Source organism: Pelagibacterium lentulum (assembly GCF_003992625.1).
GTDB lineage: Bacteria > Pseudomonadota > Alphaproteobacteria > Rhizobiales > Devosiaceae > Pelagibacterium > Pelagibacterium lentulum.
Genome location: NZ_RZMW01000032.1, coordinates 38,021 through 56,161, shown reverse-complemented (window position 1 = coordinate 56,161; position 18,141 = coordinate 38,021). Strand labels below are relative to the sequence as shown.

Annotated in this window: 14 protein-coding genes and 1 pseudogene; 1 reads left to right on the top strand and 14 read right to left on the bottom strand. The window is 56.8% G+C overall.

The annotated features are described in order from the left end of the window. Window positions 1-15: 15 nt before the first annotated feature. From EO133_RS09015 to bglA, 5 genes and pseudogenes are all read right to left on the bottom strand, one after another. Window positions 16-1,050: an ABC transporter ATP-binding protein gene (locus EO133_RS09015; protein WP_127072321.1), complete on the bottom strand. Its 1,035-nt coding sequence runs from the start codon at window positions 1,048-1,050 to the stop codon at window positions 16-18. A gap of 38 nt (window positions 1,051-1,088) precedes the next feature. Then, window positions 1,089-2,585 carry an ABC transporter permease gene (locus tag EO133_RS09010; protein WP_127072320.1) on the bottom strand — a complete coding sequence of 499 codons (1,497 nt, stop codon included), beginning with the start codon at window positions 2,583-2,585 and terminating at the stop codon, window positions 1,089-1,091. Between the two features lie 86 nt (window positions 2,586-2,671). Further along, a complete protein-coding gene (locus tag EO133_RS09005; protein ID WP_127072319.1) occupies window positions 2,672-3,664 on the bottom strand; it encodes an iron ABC transporter substrate-binding protein in 993 nt (330 codons plus the stop codon). A 484-nt stretch (window positions 3,665-4,148) separates the two neighbouring features. Next, window positions 4,149-5,150 (bottom strand): annotated as a pseudogene (locus EO133_RS09000) (ABC transporter ATP-binding protein); the annotation flags it as partial. A gap of 27 nt (window positions 5,151-5,177) precedes the next feature. Beyond that, window positions 5,178-6,866: a beta-galactosidase BglA gene (bglA, locus tag EO133_RS08995; RefSeq protein ID WP_127072317.1), complete on the bottom strand. Its 1,689-nt coding sequence runs from the start codon at window positions 6,864-6,866 to the stop codon at window positions 5,178-5,180. Between the two features lie 427 nt (window positions 6,867-7,293). Here bglA and EO133_RS08990 point away from each other — a divergent pair, with 427 nt between their 5' ends. Beyond that, window positions 7,294-8,382 (top strand): LacI family DNA-binding transcriptional regulator, encoded by a 1,089-nt coding sequence (locus tag EO133_RS08990; protein WP_127072316.1) that lies wholly within the window; start codon window positions 7,294-7,296, stop codon window positions 8,380-8,382. A gap of 71 nt (window positions 8,383-8,453) precedes the next feature. On the opposite strand, the gene EO133_RS08985 is transcribed toward EO133_RS08990, so the two are convergent. The 9 genes from EO133_RS08985 to EO133_RS08945 form a co-directional block, all read right to left on the bottom strand. Next, entirely contained in the window at window positions 8,454-9,659 is a 1,206-nt protein-coding gene (locus EO133_RS08985; protein WP_127072315.1) for a carbohydrate ABC transporter permease, read from the bottom strand. Next, complete coding sequence (locus EO133_RS08980) at window positions 9,659-10,675, bottom strand: carbohydrate ABC transporter permease (RefSeq protein WP_127072314.1); 1,017 nt, start codon at window positions 10,673-10,675, stop codon at window positions 9,659-9,661. Before EO133_RS08980 ends, EO133_RS08985 begins: the two co-directional genes overlap by 1 nt. A gap of 159 nt (window positions 10,676-10,834) precedes the next feature. Next, on the bottom strand, window positions 10,835-12,148 hold the full coding sequence (locus EO133_RS08975; RefSeq protein WP_127072313.1) for an ABC transporter substrate-binding protein: 1,314 nt from the start codon (window positions 12,146-12,148) through the stop codon (window positions 10,835-10,837). 202 nt (window positions 12,149-12,350) lie between these two features. Next, window positions 12,351-13,703 carry a GH1 family beta-glucosidase gene (locus EO133_RS08970; protein WP_127072312.1) on the bottom strand — a complete coding sequence of 451 codons (1,353 nt, stop codon included), beginning with the start codon at window positions 13,701-13,703 and terminating at the stop codon, window positions 12,351-12,353. Window positions 13,704-13,793: 90 nt separating this feature from the next. After that, the gene (locus EO133_RS08965; protein ID WP_127072311.1) at window positions 13,794-14,885 is read right to left on the bottom strand and encodes an Mrp/NBP35 family ATP-binding protein; all 1,092 of its coding nucleotides are present in this window, start codon (window positions 14,883-14,885) and stop codon (window positions 13,794-13,796) included. Between the two features lie 14 nt (window positions 14,886-14,899). Continuing rightward, window positions 14,900-15,556 carry a fructose-6-phosphate aldolase gene (gene fsa / locus EO133_RS08960; RefSeq protein ID WP_127072310.1) on the bottom strand — a complete coding sequence of 219 codons (657 nt, stop codon included), beginning with the start codon at window positions 15,554-15,556 and terminating at the stop codon, window positions 14,900-14,902. A 96-nt stretch (window positions 15,557-15,652) separates the two neighbouring features. Beyond that, a complete protein-coding gene (locus EO133_RS08955; RefSeq protein WP_127072309.1) occupies window positions 15,653-16,837 on the bottom strand; it encodes an amino acid aminotransferase in 1,185 nt (394 codons plus the stop codon). Between the two features lie 133 nt (window positions 16,838-16,970). Further along, window positions 16,971-17,423, bottom strand: a complete 453-nt coding sequence (locus tag EO133_RS08950) for a DoxX family protein (RefSeq protein ID WP_127072308.1) — start codon at window positions 17,421-17,423, stop codon at window positions 16,971-16,973. Window positions 17,424-17,525: 102 nt separating this feature from the next. Further along, on the bottom strand, window positions 17,526-18,137 hold the full coding sequence (locus tag EO133_RS08945) for a class I SAM-dependent methyltransferase (protein ID WP_127072307.1): 612 nt from the start codon (window positions 18,135-18,137) through the stop codon (window positions 17,526-17,528). Window positions 18,138-18,141 lie beyond the last annotated feature (4 nt).

Genomic DNA, 18,141 nt, shown 5'->3' with positions numbered 1-18,141 from the left:
TGTTGCGTTCAGACCCTAAACATCCGTGTCGACGGCGCAGATGTCACTTTCCACGACAACCGCCGGTGCGCGGGGAACGACCCTGACCTTTGAGCCGGGACGGAACGGGCACAGAAACTCGGTATCAACCTGATATTCGGCAGAGCCGACCTTCACCCAATAGGTGATGTCGTGCCCCTTGAAATCGCGGGCCTGAATGACCGCGTTGCTGTCGGGACCGTTTTCCAGCACGAGATGCTCGGGACGCATGGACAAAAGCACGCTGCCTTGCGCTGGTTCGGACAAGGGCACGCGCCCTAGCGCAGTGATCGCCTCAAGGCCCTCAGCTTCGCCGGGAACCAGGTTCGTGCGGCCCAGAAAGCGCGCCACAAATGCGCTTTTGGGCTGCGCATAGACCTCTTCGGGAGCGCCCACCTGTTCAATTTTGCCACGCCGCATGACAGCTACGCGATCGGCAAATGAAAGTGCTTCTTCCTGATCGTGGGTGACAAAAATGGCACCAACGCCATTGGCCTTCAACAGCTCACGGATTTCCCTGCGCGTCGAATGACGCAAAGCGGCGTCGAGATTGGAAAAGGGTTCATCGAGCAGAATGAGCTTGGGCGTGGCCGCGAAGGTGCGCGCAAGAGCAACGCGTTGCTGCTGTCCGCCCGAGAGTTGATCCGGATAGCGGTCGCCATAGCCGGTCAGGCCGACCATATCGAGATACTTGATCGCCTTCTTGCGGCGCATTTTCTTTTCGGTATCGCGAATTGCAAATGCAACGTTGTCCAGGACGGTCAGATGCGGAAAAAGCGCATAGTCCTGAAAGACGATGCCAATATTGCGCCTTTCCGGCTCGGCCTTTGTGATATCGCGCCCTTCGAGCACGATGGTGCCATTGTCGGGTGTTTCAAAACCCGCAATCATGCGCAAGGTCGTCGACTTTCCGCAGCCCGACGGGCCGATCAGCGCGAAGATTTCACCCGGCTCGACAGAGAACGCGACATCTTGGACAACAGGCTGGACCGAACCGACAAAGGTTTTACCCAGACCATTCAAGGCGAGCATCGCGGTTTCCGACTTCAACGACTTATGGTTCTGCAAGTTCATCGTTTACCTTCGTAACGCATGATGAGGCCAACAAAAAGGCTAGAAAAGATCACGATCAGCGCCGCATAGGGAGCGGCCTCATAGAGCATGCCTTCCGATGTATGCGCAAAGACCCGCGTTGCAAGGGTAGTATAGCCAGTGGGTGCCAACAAGAACGTGATGGGCAGCTCCTTGACCACCATGATGAATACAAGCAGCGCACCGGCAATGATCGGACGGCGCAGGCCAGGCAGGGAGACGGCAAAGAACGCTTGCACACGATTATACCCCACCGAGCGTGCAGCCTCTTCGGTTCGCGTTCCCATCTGCAGAAGCGCGGAGCGGATAGGGCCGACCGTGAGCGCAAGAAAGCCCAGGGTATAGGCAACAATGAGCAAACCGAGAGTCTGATACGCCCATGGCATGACATTGAGCGCGAGAAACACCATGGCCAGTGCAAAGGCAAGCGGGGGAATCGCATAACCGAGATAGACCAAGCGATCCATGACCCAGGCAAGACGCGAAGGATACCGTACTGTCAGATAAACTATGGGAAGGGCCAACGCCGCAGCCAGAATGGCGGCAGGCGCCGCAGCCAGCGCCGAGCGCAAAAACACCTGCCAGAGCGTCGCGTAGTCGAAGGCGATTGGAGCGATATTGAGCCAGAATGCCAAGATCATGGCCGGCAGTCCAAGCGAGGCGCCATAGACCAACGTCAGGAAAAGCCAAGCCAAGGGACGCCACGCCCCCAAGGACACGGGTGCAGCCTGCCGGGCGACCCCGGTGCCCACCCGCGCATAGCGGCGGCGGCGCGCGATCCAGCTTTCAATGACAATGAAACTGACAGTGACCCCCACCAGCATCAAGGCCAGCCAAGCTGTATAAATGCGGTCGAAAGCAGCCGCGTATTGTGTGTAGATGGCATAGCTGAACACTTCATAACGCATAAGCGCGATGACGCCGAAATCACCCAAGACATAAAGTCCGATCACCAGCCAGCCCGCCGCCAACGCGGGCCAGAGATGGGGCAAAGTCACGGTGAAAAAGCTGTTAAGCCGTGTGCGGCCAAGACTGCGTGCGCTTTCTTCTAATCCGGGATCAAGGCCCATCAGGGCCGAACGCAGATTGAGAAACAGATAAGGGAACGTATAGAGCGACAGCGCCAGAGTTGCGCCCCACAGCCCCTCTGGACGCGGCAGGCGAACGCCGAAAATCGTATTGGCAAAACCGGAGAACCCGGACAGACCGATAAGCGCGTAGGCCATGACATAGCCCGGCACGGCAAGCGGCATGACGCCAAGGAACGCCAACAGTGTCTTGTATTTGAGATCGGAACGTACCACCAGCCAGGCCAGCGGCAGAGCTATCAATGTGGTCGCGACGATGACAGAGAATGTCAGCGCAAGCGTATTGCCCAAAAGATAGAGATTGCGCAGGCGGAAAACGACTTGAACGAGCGTTTCCGGATCTGCCTCGAAAGCACGCAGGACCAGATAGACGAGCGGCACACACATACTTGCGCCCACAAGAACCGCAGGCACGAGCAAGTAGATCGGTGGGCGGCGCTTTTGCGCCGCCCTTTGCGCTAGAAACGGACTTGTCAGATCAGACCAACTTCACGCAGGAGAGCAAGTGTTCCTTCAAGATCAGAAATCTCATCGATGTCAACCGCAGGACTGATTTCCAGCAGCTTGGCATAAGGTTCCAGTGTCGGATTTTCGATGACACCGGGGATCACGGGATACTCGTTACCCTGAGTCGTGATGTACTGCTGAGCGGGAACCGACAGCAGATATTCGATAAACTGGAGCGCAAGCTCCTGATTGTCGCTGGCAGCGACAACACCGGCACCGGCCACGTTGAGCATGTTGCCGATATCGCCGGCCTCGAAATGAGTCTGCGAGACAGGCAAATTAGCATTGTTGCGCAGGTGGTTGGCCAGATAGTAATTGTTGATCAGGCCAAAATCGACTTCACCATCGGCAACAGCAACGATCTGACTGTTGTTGTTGGGATAGACCTGAGCGTCGTTGGCAATCATGCCTTCGAGCCATGCCTTGGCAGCCTCATCGCCTTCGACGACACGGAAGGCAGTGACAAAAGCCTGGAACGAACCATTGGTCGGCGCCCATGCAACCCGGCCACGATACTGCTCATCGGTAAGGTCAAAAACCGACGCAGGAAATTCATCGTCGGATACGCGTTCGGTAGAATAAACCAGTACGCGCGAGCGGCCCGAAGTGGGGGCCCATTTATTGGCCGGATTGCGGAACGGGGCAGCAACGCCCTCGTTGATTTCGGCTGGCAATTCAGCAAAGACCGGCGCCAGAGCGCCCAACGCGCCACCGTCCTGCGCCCAGAACAGATCGGCAGGCGTCTGATCGCCCTCTTCGAGCAACAGGGTTGCAAGCTCGGACGTACCACCGTAGCGGACATTTACCGTGACACCGGTATCGCGCTCAAACTGTGTGATAATCGACCCCACCAGCGCTTCACCGCGCCCCGAGTAAACGGTCAACTCCTGTGCGGACACTGCGGTAATTGGCGCCATCAGCGAAAGCGTCGCAACTGATGCGAGTAAAATCTTGTTCATGACAGTCCCTTATGTCTGCGAGCGGGTCAAAGTCCGCCCGATACTTGGAGATTGCAGGCCTTGCGATCCCCTGCCCTGATGCCTGAACGTATTCAGACAAGCGGCGTTCTAGGAAAGGTGACGGTACAAGTCAAGTTTGAAACTGATTATTCCAGTCAGTTTTTCGGCGCCCATAGTCCTGATGCAAAAAAGGCCCCGCGAAGCGAGGCCTTTTGCAATGCTGAGAAAGCTGTTCGACTTATGCCTTGGGCTTTGCCGGAGCCTTGCGCGCCGGCGCTTTGCGTGCAGCAGCCGTTTTTACTGTACCAGCCTTGGGGGACGCGACTTTGGCGGCGGGCTTTTTGGCCGATGTTTTCGATGCCGGCATGGCAACCGCACCTGCCGATCCCACGACGCCTGCATCTGGCGCGCCACCCTTCGCCGAATTTGCGGGGTTGGCAGATCTTATCGAAGCCGCTTTCACCGGGGTGACGACGCCGGTTGTGATTGGGCTGCCGGTTTCGTCGAAGCGGTGGTAAAGGTCAGCCTCGGGCGCAAAGCTGATCGTATCGCCAGCATGGTATGGCGTCTTGCCGTCCTGACGAACAATGACGGCTTCCTCCTCGCCGATATCTACATAGATGTAACTGTCAGACCCGAGGTTTTCCGAATAGATGACCTTGCCTGACCATACGCCCGAACCATTGGGCGTGATTTTCATGTGTTCGGGGCGCACGCCAACCGTATGCGCCTTATAGGACTCGGCATGTTTACCGGTCATGAAGTTCATTTTCGGGCTACCGATGAACCCGGCGACGAACAGCGACTGGGGCGTATCGTAAAGCTCCATCGGCGTGCCGACCTGCATGACCACACCGTCCTTGAGAACGACGATCCGATCGGCCAGGGTCATGGCTTCGACCTGATCGTGGGTCACGTAGATCATGGTCGTATCGGGCAGCGATTCCTTGAGTTTGGCAATCTCCATACGGGTCGCAACACGCAGCGCAGCATCAAGGTTGGAAAGCGGTTCGTCGAACAGGAACACCTGCGGATTGCGAACGATGGCGCGGCCGATGGCAACACGCTGACGCTGCCCACCGGAAAGTGCCTTGGGCAAACGCTCAAGATAAGGGCCAAGCTGAAGCATATCGGCAGCCGCTTCGACCTTTTTCTTGATCTCCGCCTTTGAAATACGCTGCAGCTTGAGCGAATAGGCCATGTTATCGAAAACGGTCATATGCGGATAAAGCGCATAAGACTGGAACACCATAGCTATGCCGCGCTTGGATGGCGCAACGTCGTTGACCAGCCGACCACCGATTTCAAGGGCACCGCTGGAAATCTCCTCAAGACCAGATATGGTTCGCAACAGCGTTGACTTGCCGCAGCCCGACGGGCCGACAAAGACAATAAATTCACCGGAGTTGATGTCGAGATTGATGTCCTTGAGGACTTCGACATTTCCGTAGCGCTTGTAAAGATTGGTGATCTTGAGGTCAGACATTGTTCCTCCCAGCGGGCCCTTGTTCGCTTAGCCCTGTTTTACTCGCCCAATATAGGCTCCAAACGGGCCAAAGCTCAATTGGCCCTCACTCACTATCGCATCGGAACCGGGTGCGCCGGCATCCTCGAAGTCAAAATCCCAGAAAGGCGAAAGCCCGATCGCCTCCGCGTTCATGTTGAAAACGCAGAGCAGGGCTTCATTTTCATCGTGACGGATGAAAGCCAGCACGTTCTCCGGCGCGCCCTTAAGCAGTTTAACGCCGCCATGGGCAAGAACTGCATGTTCCTTGCGATACCGGATCATCGCCCGATAAAACTCCAACGTGGAATTAGCGACGTTTTCCTGCTGATCGACAGCGTAGTGCAGGTGATGTGCTGGCACTGGAAGCCAAGTGCGATTGGCGGTTGAAAAGCCGCCCTGATGGACATGGGCATGCCAGACCATAGGTGTGCGGCATCCGTCACGGCCCTTAAACTCAGGCCAGAATTCAATGCCGTAGGGGTCGACAAGATCCTCAAAGGCAAGTTCGGCTTCGGTCAGGCCAAGCTCTTCACCCTGATAGAGGCAAACCGAACCGCGCATGGTGAGAAGCATCAGTGCCGCAAGGCGCGTAAAGCGATCCTCGTGGCCATGCGGCGCCCAGCGGCTGACGTGGCGGATGACATCGTGGTTGGAAAATGCCAGGCACAGCCAACCATCGGGTGCTTTTTCCTCGGCGTCCTCAATTGCCTTGGCAAAGTGACTTGCCGAAAACTCGCCACCAAGAAAGTCGAACGTATAGCACATGTGCAGCATGTCATCGCCAGACGTGTATTGGGCCATGAGTTCGAGTTGGCGCTGCGCATCGCCGATCTCGCCAACGGTGGTGGAGCCGGGGTACTCGTCCAGTAATGCCCTCAAGCGCTTGAGGAACGCGATGTTTTCAGGCTGGCTCTTGTCGTAGACGTGATCCTGGAGGTTGTATGGGTTCACAGCCGGTGCAGTGCTGGCATTGTAATCCTCCGGACGTATGGGCGGGTTGTCTTGCAGCGCTTGCCCGTGGAAATAGAAGTTGACAGTATCGAGCCGGAAACCGTTTACGCCGCGCTCCAGCCAGAAACGCATTTCGCTCAAGACAGCATCCTGCACGGCGGGATTGTGGAAATTGAGATCGGGCTGCGATGTCAGGAAGTTATGCAGGTAATACTGCATACGGCGACCATCCCATTGCCAGGCCGAGCCGCCGAAAATCGACAACCAGTTATTGGGCGGCGAGCCATCAGGCTTGGGATCGGCCCAGACATACCAGTCCGCTTTTTCATTGGTGCGCGAATTGCGGCTTTCGGCAAACCAGGGGTGGCGATCGGAGGAATGGGAAACCACCTGATCGATAATGACCTTGAGGCCCAGCGAATGGGCCTTCTCCACAAGCCGGTCGAAATCTTCCAGCGTACCGAAGGTTGGGTCGATGTCGCGATAGTTCGACACATCGTAGCCGAAATCCTTCATTGGCGAGGTAAAGACCGGTGAGAGCCAGATTGCGTCGACGCCAAGGTCGGCAACATATTCCAGCCGCGAGGTGATGCCGACCAGATCGCCGATACCGTCGCCATTCTGGTCCTGAAACGAGCGGGGATAAATTTGATAGATAACGGCGCCGCGCCACCAGTCGCGGTCCACCGGAGATGTGTCAGCCGGATGCAGCACCTGCATCGATTCGGGCGTGAAATGGCTCATGCCACGCAAACTCCCCCTGGGAAATAAACCTTGCCCTCTGCGCAAGGCGTAAGCCTGTGCATATCCGTTCCGAGAATTCCGAAACCGACGCACTTGCTGCCCAACCCCTGCCAATCAATTATCAAACCGGTTTCATCCGATTTTCTTAACGGCAAGCACGACAGGTCGCCCAATTTTTCGGCTCTTTCCAAAACGTTTTGGACATCGATTGTTTACGCGGCAAAGCCGCCTGTCGTCAACAGCGCTCTGCAATGGTCAGATGATGAACATATCGTTATAAAGCCAATGTGGGTGTGCCGGAAAATAACCGCATAGCAGGCAGCCTGCAGGAGAGGAGAACCATGTATATAAACGGGGGTAAGACGGAACGAACCGGTGCGTTTTGCCGGCGGAGCACCGCTGCCTTGTGTTGCGAGGTCCTCGGTCGATGAGCGGCCCTTTACCCCGCGGTAAAAAGCGCCTGATGAGCGGCGGGCGCAAGGTCACGATCAAGGACCTTGCCGCCGAAATGGAGCTTTCGATAACCACCATCTCGCGGGCGCTCAACGGCTATACAGATGTGGGCGAGGAAACCCGCAAGAAGGTCGTCGCAGCCGCACGCAAAATGGGCTATACGCCCAATCGCAATGCGCAGCGGCTCGTGACCCAACGCAGCCATTCGATTGCCTGGGTGCAATCTGACGATGAAAGCAAATTCACCGATCCCCATTTCGTCGAGGTGATGGCGGGCGTTTTGCGCGAAGCGCAGCAAAGCCATTACGACATCGTGCTTTCCAGCGAAATTTCCGAACGCCAGATGACAACCTACGAGCGCTATGTGCATGACGGCAGCGTGGATGGGTTTATTGTCGACCTGCCCCGCCCCAACGATCCGCGCATCACCTTTTTGCTCGATGCGGGGGTGCCGTTTGTCGTGCATGGACGCGAAGAGCGAAGCGATCGATATGGCTGGGTAGATGTGGACAATTACGGAAATTTCTACGCGCTGGCCAAGCTCGTGATTGAGAACGGGCACAGGAAATTCGCTTTCATCAATGGCGACGAGCGGTTTCTATATGCCTCGACACGGCGGCGAGCCGTTGAAGATGCGGTAGCCGATATGGGGTTGCCACCGGAAACAGTGCTGACGCTCGAAGGCACGCACCCGATGGGAGAAGCAGGCTTTCAGCTTACAGAACTGGCACTGGCCGATCGCGATATTACCGCCTTTCTCTATTCGTCGGCATTGATGGCAGTGGAAGGCATCTCCGCAATCACGCGCGCTGGCAGGAAGCCTGGCACGGATGCGCTGATTGCATCGATGAACGACGAGTTGCGCTACCTCAACCTCGCGCCGCTGGAAGGCAATATAACGCTTGTGCGATCCTCGTTGCGGGCCGCCGGCCAGGCGATGGTGGCCGAGGTAATCCGCCAGTGCGAGCGCGGCACGGTGAGTGGGACGTTGATCCCTTCCTTGTTCGATCTTGGCACCGGCGTCAGCGGCGAAAGCATAAAGGGCGATGTGCTGTTTGTGTAAGCGGATGCAATTGTTAAATGAAAAAGGGCCGTCTCTGGGACGGCCCTTTTTTTGTCGCGATAGGCCGACGATCAACCGCCTTTGACCGATCCGGCCAACAGGCCGCGAACGAAGTAGCGCTGGAGCGAGAAGAATACGATCAGCGGTACGATGATCGACACAAACGCCCCGGCGGTGAGAATTTCCCAGTTATCGCCACGCGACCCAAGCAGTTCACGTAAACGGGCGGTAAGCACGATCTGGGACTCGCGGTTTTCAAGGAACACCGTTGCAACCAGAAGATCGTTCCAGACCCAGAGGAACTGGAAAATGGCAAAGGACGCCAAGGCCGGGAAACTCAGCGGCAGCACCATCGTGGTGAAAATCTGGAAGTGCGAGGCGCCATCCATGCGCGCGCTTTCCATGATCTCCTTGGGTAGCCCGGCCATATAGTTGCGCAGGAGATAGATCGCCAGCGGCAAACCAAAGCCGGTATGGGCGAGCCAAATGCCGAGATAGGTCTTCGACGAACCGCCGGTCACATTGGCAATGCCGTTATACATGCGCAGAAGCGGGATGAGTGACATCTGCAGCGGCACAACCAGCAAGCCGACGACCAGCGCAACCAAAAGCCCTCGGAACGGGAAGCTCATCCAGGCCAGCGCATATGCAGCGAAGGCGGCAATCAATATCGGAATGACGGTAGCTGGAATCGTCACCGTAAAGGAGTTGATGAAACTGCGCCCGATGCCCGACGATGTTAAAACTTCGTAATAGTTTTCCATCGTGAAGGTCGGCGGGATCCCGGCAATATAAAAGAGCCGCGCGCGGTCATGCTCGAACGGGGTTTGCGAAACCCATTCAAAACTGCCATCGGATTCCAGGGTGATCGACCCGCCGACATTCATATCCAGCGTTTCTCCGGCATCGGCAGCGGAGGGATTGTTGATGGAAGTGCCAAAGCGAATGATGGTACGGTTATCACCTTCCGGGAAGACGCTGCCACGCAGCACATAAACACCACCCTCTGCCACCTGCTCGGCGGAGGTTGGAAGCGTCGACGCACCAGAGCCTTGCGACATGGTGAGCGCTGTCCACCAGCCCGAGATGGTGAGCTGGCTTTTATCACGAACGGAAGAAATCAGAAGTCCGGCAGTCGGCACGGTCCAGATGACAACCAGCAAAAGCAGCGCCAACTGGGCCGCTACCTTGCCAACGCTGATCTTTGCCAACCAAGAGGGAGCCGGACGCGCCGCGGTTGCCTCGACTGTGGACTGTGGAGTGCTAATCGTCGCCATCAGCGTGTCCCCTCTTCTCTGTTGGCCTGGCGGATATTCCAGATCATGATCGGGATAACCGCAATCATGATGCAGATGGCGATGGTCGAGCCGCGCCCGAAATCGCCGCCGCCGCGGAACATCCAGTCAAACATCAGGTTCGCCAGGACCTGCGTTCCCCATTGCCCGTTGGTCATGGCAAGAACGATGTCGAAAACCTTCAGAACGACGATGGTAATGGTGGTCCAGACCACGAGAATGGTCGGGAAAATCTGCGGGATCATGATGTCAAAGAAAATGCGAATGTCGCTGGCGCCATCAATGCGTGCCGCTTCAAGCGTTTCTTCGGGAATTCCGCGCAGTGCCGCCGAAAGGATGACCATGGCAAAGCCGGTCTGAATCCAGATCAGGATGACCATCAAAAGGATTGAGTTCCAGATCGGGATGGTAAGCCAAGCCTGCGGCGTACCACCTAATGCCTGAACAATAGCATTGAGGATACCAATCTGCTCGGCGGCCGGGCCGCGGAAATCATAAACGAATTTCCAGATGACGGAAGCGCCAACAAAGGAGATCGCCATGGGCATGAAGATCAGCGACTTGGCGATATTGCCCCACCAGATCCTGTCGGCCAGCACCGCAACGATCAGCCCGAAAGCCGTCGACATAGTGGGCACGATCACAAGCCACATGAGGTTATTGAAGATTGAATTGCGGAATCCCGCGTCGTTAAATGCCCAGATGTAGTTGGAAAACCCGAGGAAATTGACGCCGTTGCGATCAAAGAACGTCAAGCGGAAAGTCTCGATGACCGGGTAAATAAGATATATGGTCAAAAAGAAAAGCGCCGGGAACAGAAATACCCAGGGCCTTATGCGCGTCCGCAACCGGTCCTGATGCGCTGTCGCGACACCATCGCCTGCGCCGCGAGGGCTCAGCATTTTATCAAGAAACCAATTTGCGCCCCAAAAATACAAAATGCACGCTGCAACGCCGATAACAACGGTTGCGAGCGCACCTGCAATCTGCATCCACATGGTCATCCCTCCCCGAGGCCAACTGACCCAATTATTATTGTTTGTTGCGCGTCCGTACCAGGAAAGAGCAAATCGCTCTTGGGCCACGCACCAATATTTACCTTTTTTCGACCCCGGCGCCAGTGACGCCGGGATCAAAGCGGTTAAGGTCGCGTCGGATCAGTTCAGTGCATCCCAGCTGGTCTGGATCGCATCGGCAACCGACTGGGCAGACTCGCCACCCACGAAGTTCACCATGCCAGTCCAGAACGAACCGGCACCAACGGCTCCGGGCATCAGGTCGGACGCATCGAAGCGGAAAGTGTCGGCATTGACAAGGATTTCACCCTGGCCGCGGTTGGCGGCACTCGAATAAGCGTCGAGATCGACGCCTGTATGCGGTGTCAGGAAGCCTTCACGAGCCATCCAGATTTCATTGGCCTCAACTGTCTTGAGGTACTCAATGAATGCGTGGGCGGCTTCATTCTCGTTCGTGATCGCAAACAGCGTTCCAGCGCCCATCACAGGCTGACCGAGATCTTTTTCTTCAAATGCCGGGAAATAGAAGAAATCGACATCTGCGCCCATCTCGGTGCCTTCTGGGAAGAAGGACGGAATGAACGAAGCCTGCTTGTGCATGTAGCAACGCGGGGGCACCGCGAACAAACCGCCTGGGCTGTCGCGGAAGTCGGTTGAAGCCGCTGCGGCGGCGCCACCATCGACCCAATCGTCCTGCACGAAGGTGCCGAACAACTCGATCGCTTCGACAATACGCGGATCGTTAAACGGAATTTCGTTCGAGACCCAGCCGTCGTAAACGTCCGGCTCGTGCAGCCGTAGCATCAGATCTTCAACCCAGTCGGTAGCCGGCCAACCAGTGGCCGCACCCGAACCCAGGCCAACGCACCATGGCGTACCGCCATCGGCTATGATCTGCTCGGAAAGCTCAAGCAATTCTTCCATGGTTTCAGGAACGTCGTATCCGGCATCGGCGAAGTTGTCGGGTACGTACCAGACAAGGGACTTCACATCGACTTTATAAAAGAAGCCATAAAGCTCTTCTTCTCCAGCGGCATTGGCATAGGTGCCAAGATCGACCCACGATTGTCCGGCGGCATAATTGTCCAGAAGCCATTGCTCGGTGCCTTCGGCCAGCGGGGTCAGAAGACCGCGCGACGCGAGGTCTGCGGCGAGTCCCGGCTGCGGGAAGATCGCAATATTGGGTGCCGAACCTGCCTGCGTGTCGATAACGATTTGCTGCTCGAAGCTGTCCGAACCTGAATATTCGACATTTGCCCCCGTGGCTTCGACGAACGGCGCGATAACGGCTTCAAAATGCTCCTGGTCGACTGTGAGCCAAGGGCCAAAAATCGAAAGCGTCTGGCCAGAAAGGTCCATTGCTTCGATATCTTCCATCGTAGCGGCCGAGGCAGCCGATGCCGATGCGAGCAGCAGAGCTGTGGCCGAGAGACCGGCCATTAGAGATTTGTGCATGTAGTCCTCCCATAGCACATTGCGATGCTTAGGTTGCATCGAGTTTCCGTTGCCGCCTTACCAAAACGTTTTGGCTTCCAAAACGTTTTAGCCGTCCTTTAAGTCAGATATGGCGGCATTTTACGGTGAGTCAAATTTGCACAATCTGCGATGATTGCCAAGCCGTCTCGCGCAGGTCCGATGTCAATTACGGATCAGGAAATCAGGCCATCTCAGCATAACCGGCACGATCGGTCGGAATATTGTTTCCAGCCAGCATGGCCTGAAATGCGCGATAGCTTTGCTTTGGCGTGCGCTGCTGGGTCTGGTAATCTACATGCACCAATCCAAACCGCTTTGAATATCCTTCGGCCCATTCGTAATTGTCGAGCAGGGACCACCCGAAATAGCCTTTCACATTGGCACCACGATTTTGCGCGCCCCGAACCGAGGCCAGATGCGAATCATAATAGGCCACACGGCGGGGATCATCGACGCCCTCCACTTCGGCCATGCCGTTTTCGGTCACGTAAAGCGGGATGGTGGTGTAATCGGTGGAAATTCGGGTGAGAATATCTTCCAGCCCCTGGGGGAAAATTTCCCATCCGATGTCGGTCTTTTCAAGCGGACCATCGACCTTGCGCAGCGGAAAGACCGTCCTTGCCGGATCATGGGCGTAAAGGCCCCGTGTGTAGTAGTTGACGCCGAGCCAATCGATTGGCGCCGTAACCGTCGCCATGTCGGCAAGATAGTGCGCAGGCATATGCTCGCCGAACTGTTCCAGAACGTCAGTAGGATATGCGCCCTTGAACAGCCCATCGAGATACCAGCGATTGAATATGCCGTCCCAGAGCAAGGCCGCCGTCATATCGTCGGGGTCAGCGCTAGCACTCTGCGCCACTTCAAAATTGAGAACCAAACCGAGGTTCTTCATACCCTCCGACCGCATGGCGTTTATAGCGCTCCCGTGGGCATAAAGCACATGATGGGAAGCACGGGCCGCCGCGCGCAAATCGCGATAACCCGGCGCATGAGCCCCCAGCATGTGGCTAAGGAATGCAACGCACCACGGCTCGTTGATGGTGGCGGTCGTGGCAAGCCGGTCGCCGAATTTCTGGGCGACAAGCACCGCGTAGTCCGCAAACCAGTTGGCTATGTCGCGATTAAGCCAGCCCCCTTTGTCCTGCAGCGCGCTGGGCAAGTCCCAGTGATAGAGCGTTGCAAAGGGCTTGAGATTTCGCTCCAGCATGCCGTCGATCAGGCGGTCGTAAAAGTCGATGCCCTTATCGTTGATGGTGCCCGTTCCCTCGGGAATGAGCCGCGGCCATGAAAACGAAAAACGATAAGCATCAAAACCCGCATCGGCGAGCAAATCGAGGTCTTGAGGCCAGAGGCGATAGTGATCGCATGCAACAGCGCCGGTATCGCCTGCCTGCACATTGCCGGGCGTTGCCGAAAAGCTGTCCCAGATGGAAGGACCGCGGCCATCGGTCTGGCCACCCTCGATCTGGTAGGCCGCCGTGGCCGCACCAAAGACAAACCCTTCGCCGAAATCGGCGCGCTTATGGCTGAACATGGATCATTCTCCGCCCTGAACGATTTTTGTAATCGGTTACATTACAGATAACAGCGTTTTGATCACTTGTCATCTAGCATAGTAAGGCGCTCAGGGAAGCGTTTTTGCCAGCGGAGCGTTGATACGGGCCGCAATCTGGTCGGCGATGGCCTTGAACGCCTTGGCTTCTGGACCTTCCGGGCTTGCGATGACCGCCGGTTGTCCGGCGTCCGAGCCTTCGCGAATGGCCATGACCAACGGGATTTCACCGAGGAAATCGATGCCAAGATCAACGGCAGCATTCCGCGCGCCGCCGTGGCCGAAGATATCATAGCGATTGCCGGTATCGGGCGCGATGAAATAGCTCATATTCTCGACAATGCCCAGGACGGGAATCTTGACCCGCGCGAACATGTCGATGGCCTTTTTCGCATCGATCAGGGCGAGGTCCTGCGGGGTCGAAATGATGATCGCGCCGGCAAGTTCAACCTGTTGCACGAGGGAAATCTGTATATCGCCAGTGCCAGGTGGCAGATCGACGACCAGAATATCAATGCCGCCCCAGTCGGTTTCGCGCAGCAATTGTCGCAAGGCGGAGGTCGCCATGGGACCGCGCCAGACAACAGCCTGATTGCCTTCAAGCATAGGGCCGATCGACATGGCCTTGAGGCCGTGAACCTCGAACGGGCGGAAAATGCCGTCATCGCGAATGGCGGGCTTGTCTTCGATGCCAAGCAGTTTAGGCAGTGAAGGGCCGTAAAGGTCAGCATCCAGAATGCCGACCTTGAGGCCGGTTGAAGCCAATGACAGCGCGATATTGACGGCGCAGGTTGATTTACCGACCCCCCCCTTGCCTGAGCCAACGGCAACAATGTGCTTTACGCCAGGGACCGGCGTGCGCGGCGGCGGACCGGGCCGGTTTGACGCGCCTTGCGGCGCTGCATTGGATGGGGGCTTTTGCGAGGAGAGCGAAACCATCACCTTGCGCCCTTCGGCAACCTTGGCGACCGCCGCCTCGGCGGCAGACCGAACAGGACCGAAAGCCGCTTCCATGCCCGGAGCAACCGAGATGGCAACGGCAATTGCGCTTTTGGTGACGATGATATCGGAAAGGCCGGGAAATTCGGCGAGCGAAGCTCCGCCGGGCACCTCGATGGCGCCCAGCGCATTGCGGATCGTCTGTTCAATCTGCGTGTCTGCCATAAAGGCGTCCAGCCTTAGATGATCGACTGGCCGGTGGACTTCCAATCCTTGACGAAGGCATCGAGGCCCTTGTCAGTCAAAACGTGGTCCGCCAGCTTCTTGAGAACGCCCGGTGGAATGGTGGCCACATCCGCCCCCGAAAGCGCGGCATCGGACACGTGGTTGGCCGAGCGGATCGAAGCTGCGAGAATTTCGGTTTCAAAGCCGTAATTGTCGTAGATGATGCGGATGTCCTGAATGAGCTGCATACCATCAACGTTCAGATCGTCGATGCGGCCGATGAAGGGCGAAATGTAGGTCGCACCGACCTTGGCGGCCAAAAGAGCCTGATTGGCAGAGAAGCACAGGGTCACGTTGGTCTTTATGCCACGACCGGTGAGCGCCTTGCAGGCCTTCAGACCGGCAAGCGTCAGCGGCAGCTTAACCACGACATTGTCGGCAATTTTGGCGAGCACATCGGCTTCCGCCATCATGCCATCATAATCTGTTGCGGCAACTTCAGCCGAAACCGGCAAACCGGGCAGCAAATCGCAGATTTCCTTGACGACTTCCTTGAAGTCGCGGCCGGACTTAGCAATCAGCGACGGATTCGTGGTGACGCCATCGAGCAGGCCAATATCGTGCAGTTCACGAATTTCGCTGACTTCTGCTGTATCGACAAAGAACTTCATTTCTCTCCCCCTTTCGGGATCATACTTTAGTCTAATGACCAAGATGTATTCATGGAACGGCATACCTGCAAGGCGAAATGCCGCAAATGACGATAATTAACGGGTTGCCGCGACAATCGCGTCAGCCAACCGCTCGATACGCTCACCAGAAAGACCGGCGATATTGATGCGGCTGTCATCGAGCATATAGATGGCGTTTTTGTCTTTTAGTTGGTCGACAGTGGCGGTCGGCAATCCGAGCAGCGAGAACATGCCGCGATGCTCGGAGACAAAATCGAAATCGGAACTGTTGGAACGGGCACGGATGGCTTCGGCCAGAGCCAGACGGTTTGCAACCATGCGGGTGCGCATGGCCTCAAGCTCGCTCTTCCATTCGGCACGCAAGGCGTCGTCGGAAAGGATTTCGCGCACCACCTCGGCGCCATGAGCGGGTGGCTGTGAATAGGCGGCACGCACGCAACTCATCATTTGCGCATTGGCAAGATCGGCAGCTTTTGCATCCCTGCCAACGGCGATGGCGCAGCCGGCACGGTCGCGGTAAAGGCCGAAATTCTTAGAGCAACTCGTGGCCACGACAAACTCGGGAATCTTGCGGGCAAGCGCACGCACTCCATAAGCGTCTTCCTCAAGACCATCGCCAAAGCCCTGATAGGCCATGTCAATGAGTGGGAAGGCGCCGGTGCGCTCAAGGCTCTCAATCACGCGATCCCATTGTTCGGGCGAAAGGTTTGCGCCCGTAGGATTGTGGCAGCAGCCATGCAGGAGAACGACGTCGTTCTTACCCAAGCCATCAAGGGTCGCCAGCATGTCCTCAAACCGGACCTTGCCGGTTTCGGGATCAAAATAGGGGTAGCTGGCTGACGGCATACCAACCTGCTCGACCATCGGCACATGGTTGGGCCAGCTTGGGTCCGAGATCCAGATTTTGGCGTCAGGGTTGGAGCGCTGGATCAGCATGAGAATGATCCACAGCGCACCGGTTCCGCCCGGGGCCTGAACGCCGCGCACGCGGTCATCGGGCACAGCGCCATCGAGCGCGAGATCAATCATCAGTTTGTTGAAGGTCTTGTCGCCGGCAACGCCAACATAGGATTTGGTCTTGGCTGTCGCCAGCAGGCGCTCCTCAGCTTTCTTGACCGCGGTCATAACGGGGGTGTTGCCCTCGTCATCCTTATAAACGCCAATGCCAAGGTCGATTTTTCCATCGCGATTGTCGGCCTGATAGGCTGCCATAAGCGCGAAAATCTTGTCCTGCGGGGCGGGCGTAAGGGATTCAAACATCAGGTTTCCTCGGTCCTGGGAAGCGTTAGCGTGCGCGATGCCTTTATAGACGTGTGCGGCGCGTTTTCAATGAGCAGTCGCAGCAAAGCTAAAGATTTCCCGCACCGATCCCCGGACCAAGGGCTGTTAAAGATCAGAACTGGCGGCCGATCTTGGCATCAACCGAAAACCGGTTGGCACCGCGCATCGCGAAAAACAACAAGATGGCTGACCAGAGGATCGACAGTTCGGCGCCGGAATAGCCCTGCCCCATCGCAATCCAATGCGCATAGACGGTAACGAGCAACACAACCATCGTCGCAAAGGCTGCAGGGCGTGTCAAAAGCCCAAGGACAAGCAAAAGGCCGCCAAAGAACTCGGTGACAGCGAGGGCCGGAGACCAGAAAATGCCCGGAACAAAGCCGAGACCTTCAACCATTCCCGCCATCCCAAATGGGTTCTGGATCTTGGGCCAGCCATGAACCATGAGCGCCATACCGGCAAGGACACGCAGGACGGTTTCGGCAATCGGAGTGCCAAGATCATAGACTTTTGCGAGCGGGGCGATGATGAGGCGTGGCTTGTTGGTTTGAAGGGTATTGGACATTTCTGGATTGGCTCCGTTTCAAGTTTGAACGCCTTAACCCATGATGGCCATCGGCCCGTGCAGACAAATTACAATGCTGTAATGTCAGAGGATTCCACCCGGTCAGCCGATCACAAACACGTCATAGCGGATGGTCTTGCCCATGATCTGATAGGAGGGGTTGCGGATACCCTCGATGGAAGCGGCGCGTAAGGGCCATTTCAACACCACCCTCTCTGTGGCCGAGGCGAATGCGACCTGCATCAATGCGGCAGAATCGGTGTCGGCGCCGACTGTATCGCGCATGATGCGCATTTCCTTTTTCACCAAAGCGGACTTGGTGCGATCCGGGTGCATGGGATCGACAAGCACGACCTCGGGCGCAAGTTCGGGTAAGAGGTCTTTTGCATCGCCATAAAGTAGCGTCATCCGGCTAACGATTGAGGCCAGTTCTGCGTTGTGGTCGCGTGCGCGGGTAATCGCCTCTTCCAGCGCCGCATAAACAGCCCGATTGCGCTCTATCATTGTGACCTGCGCGCCAAGCGTGGCCAGGACGAAACTATCGCGCCCCATGCCCGCCGTAGCATCGACCACCTGCGGCAGATGTCCTTTTGCCATGCCAACGGCCTTGGGCAAGGGCTGCGAGCGCCCATGCCCCTGCATTCGACGATACCCGACCGCGCCTCCGATAAAGTCGATCTCGAGCCTATCGGCGGGTGTAAAATCTCCGGTCATGGAC

Coding starts and splice junctions, on each gene's coding strand:
- EO133_RS09015 (WP_127072321.1), bottom strand. CDS start 1,050: ATGCTCGCCTTGAATGGTCTGGGTAAAACCTTTGTCGGTTCGGTCCAG.
- EO133_RS09010 (WP_127072320.1), bottom strand. CDS start 2,585: ATGTGTGTGCCGCTCGTCTATCTGGTCCTGCGTGCTTTCGAGGCAGAT.
- EO133_RS09005 (WP_127072319.1), bottom strand. CDS start 3,664: ATGAACAAGATTTTACTCGCATCAGTTGCGACGCTTTCGCTGATGGCG.
- bglA (WP_127072317.1), bottom strand. CDS start 6,866: ATGAGCCATTTCACGCCCGAATCGATGCAGGTGCTGCATCCGGCTGAC.
- EO133_RS08990 (WP_127072316.1), top strand. CDS start 7,294: ATGAGCGGCCCTTTACCCCGCGGTAAAAAGCGCCTGATGAGCGGCGGG.
- EO133_RS08985 (WP_127072315.1), bottom strand. CDS start 9,659: ATGGCGACGATTAGCACTCCACAGTCCACAGTCGAGGCAACCGCGGCG.
- EO133_RS08980 (WP_127072314.1), bottom strand. CDS start 10,675: ATGTGGATGCAGATTGCAGGTGCGCTCGCAACCGTTGTTATCGGCGTT.
- EO133_RS08975 (WP_127072313.1), bottom strand. CDS start 12,148: ATGCACAAATCTCTAATGGCCGGTCTCTCGGCCACAGCTCTGCTGCTC.
- EO133_RS08970 (WP_127072312.1), bottom strand. CDS start 13,703: ATGTTCAGCCATAAGCGCGCCGATTTCGGCGAAGGGTTTGTCTTTGGT.
- EO133_RS08965 (WP_127072311.1), bottom strand. CDS start 14,885: ATGGCAGACACGCAGATTGAACAGACGATCCGCAATGCGCTGGGCGCC.
- fsa (WP_127072310.1), bottom strand. CDS start 15,556: ATGAAGTTCTTTGTCGATACAGCAGAAGTCAGCGAAATTCGTGAACTG.
- EO133_RS08955 (WP_127072309.1), bottom strand. CDS start 16,837: ATGTTTGAATCCCTTACGCCCGCCCCGCAGGACAAGATTTTCGCGCTT.
- EO133_RS08950 (WP_127072308.1), bottom strand. CDS start 17,423: ATGTCCAATACCCTTCAAACCAACAAGCCACGCCTCATCATCGCCCCG.
- EO133_RS08945 (WP_127072307.1), bottom strand. CDS start 18,137: ATGACCGGAGATTTTACACCCGCCGATAGGCTCGAGATCGACTTTATC.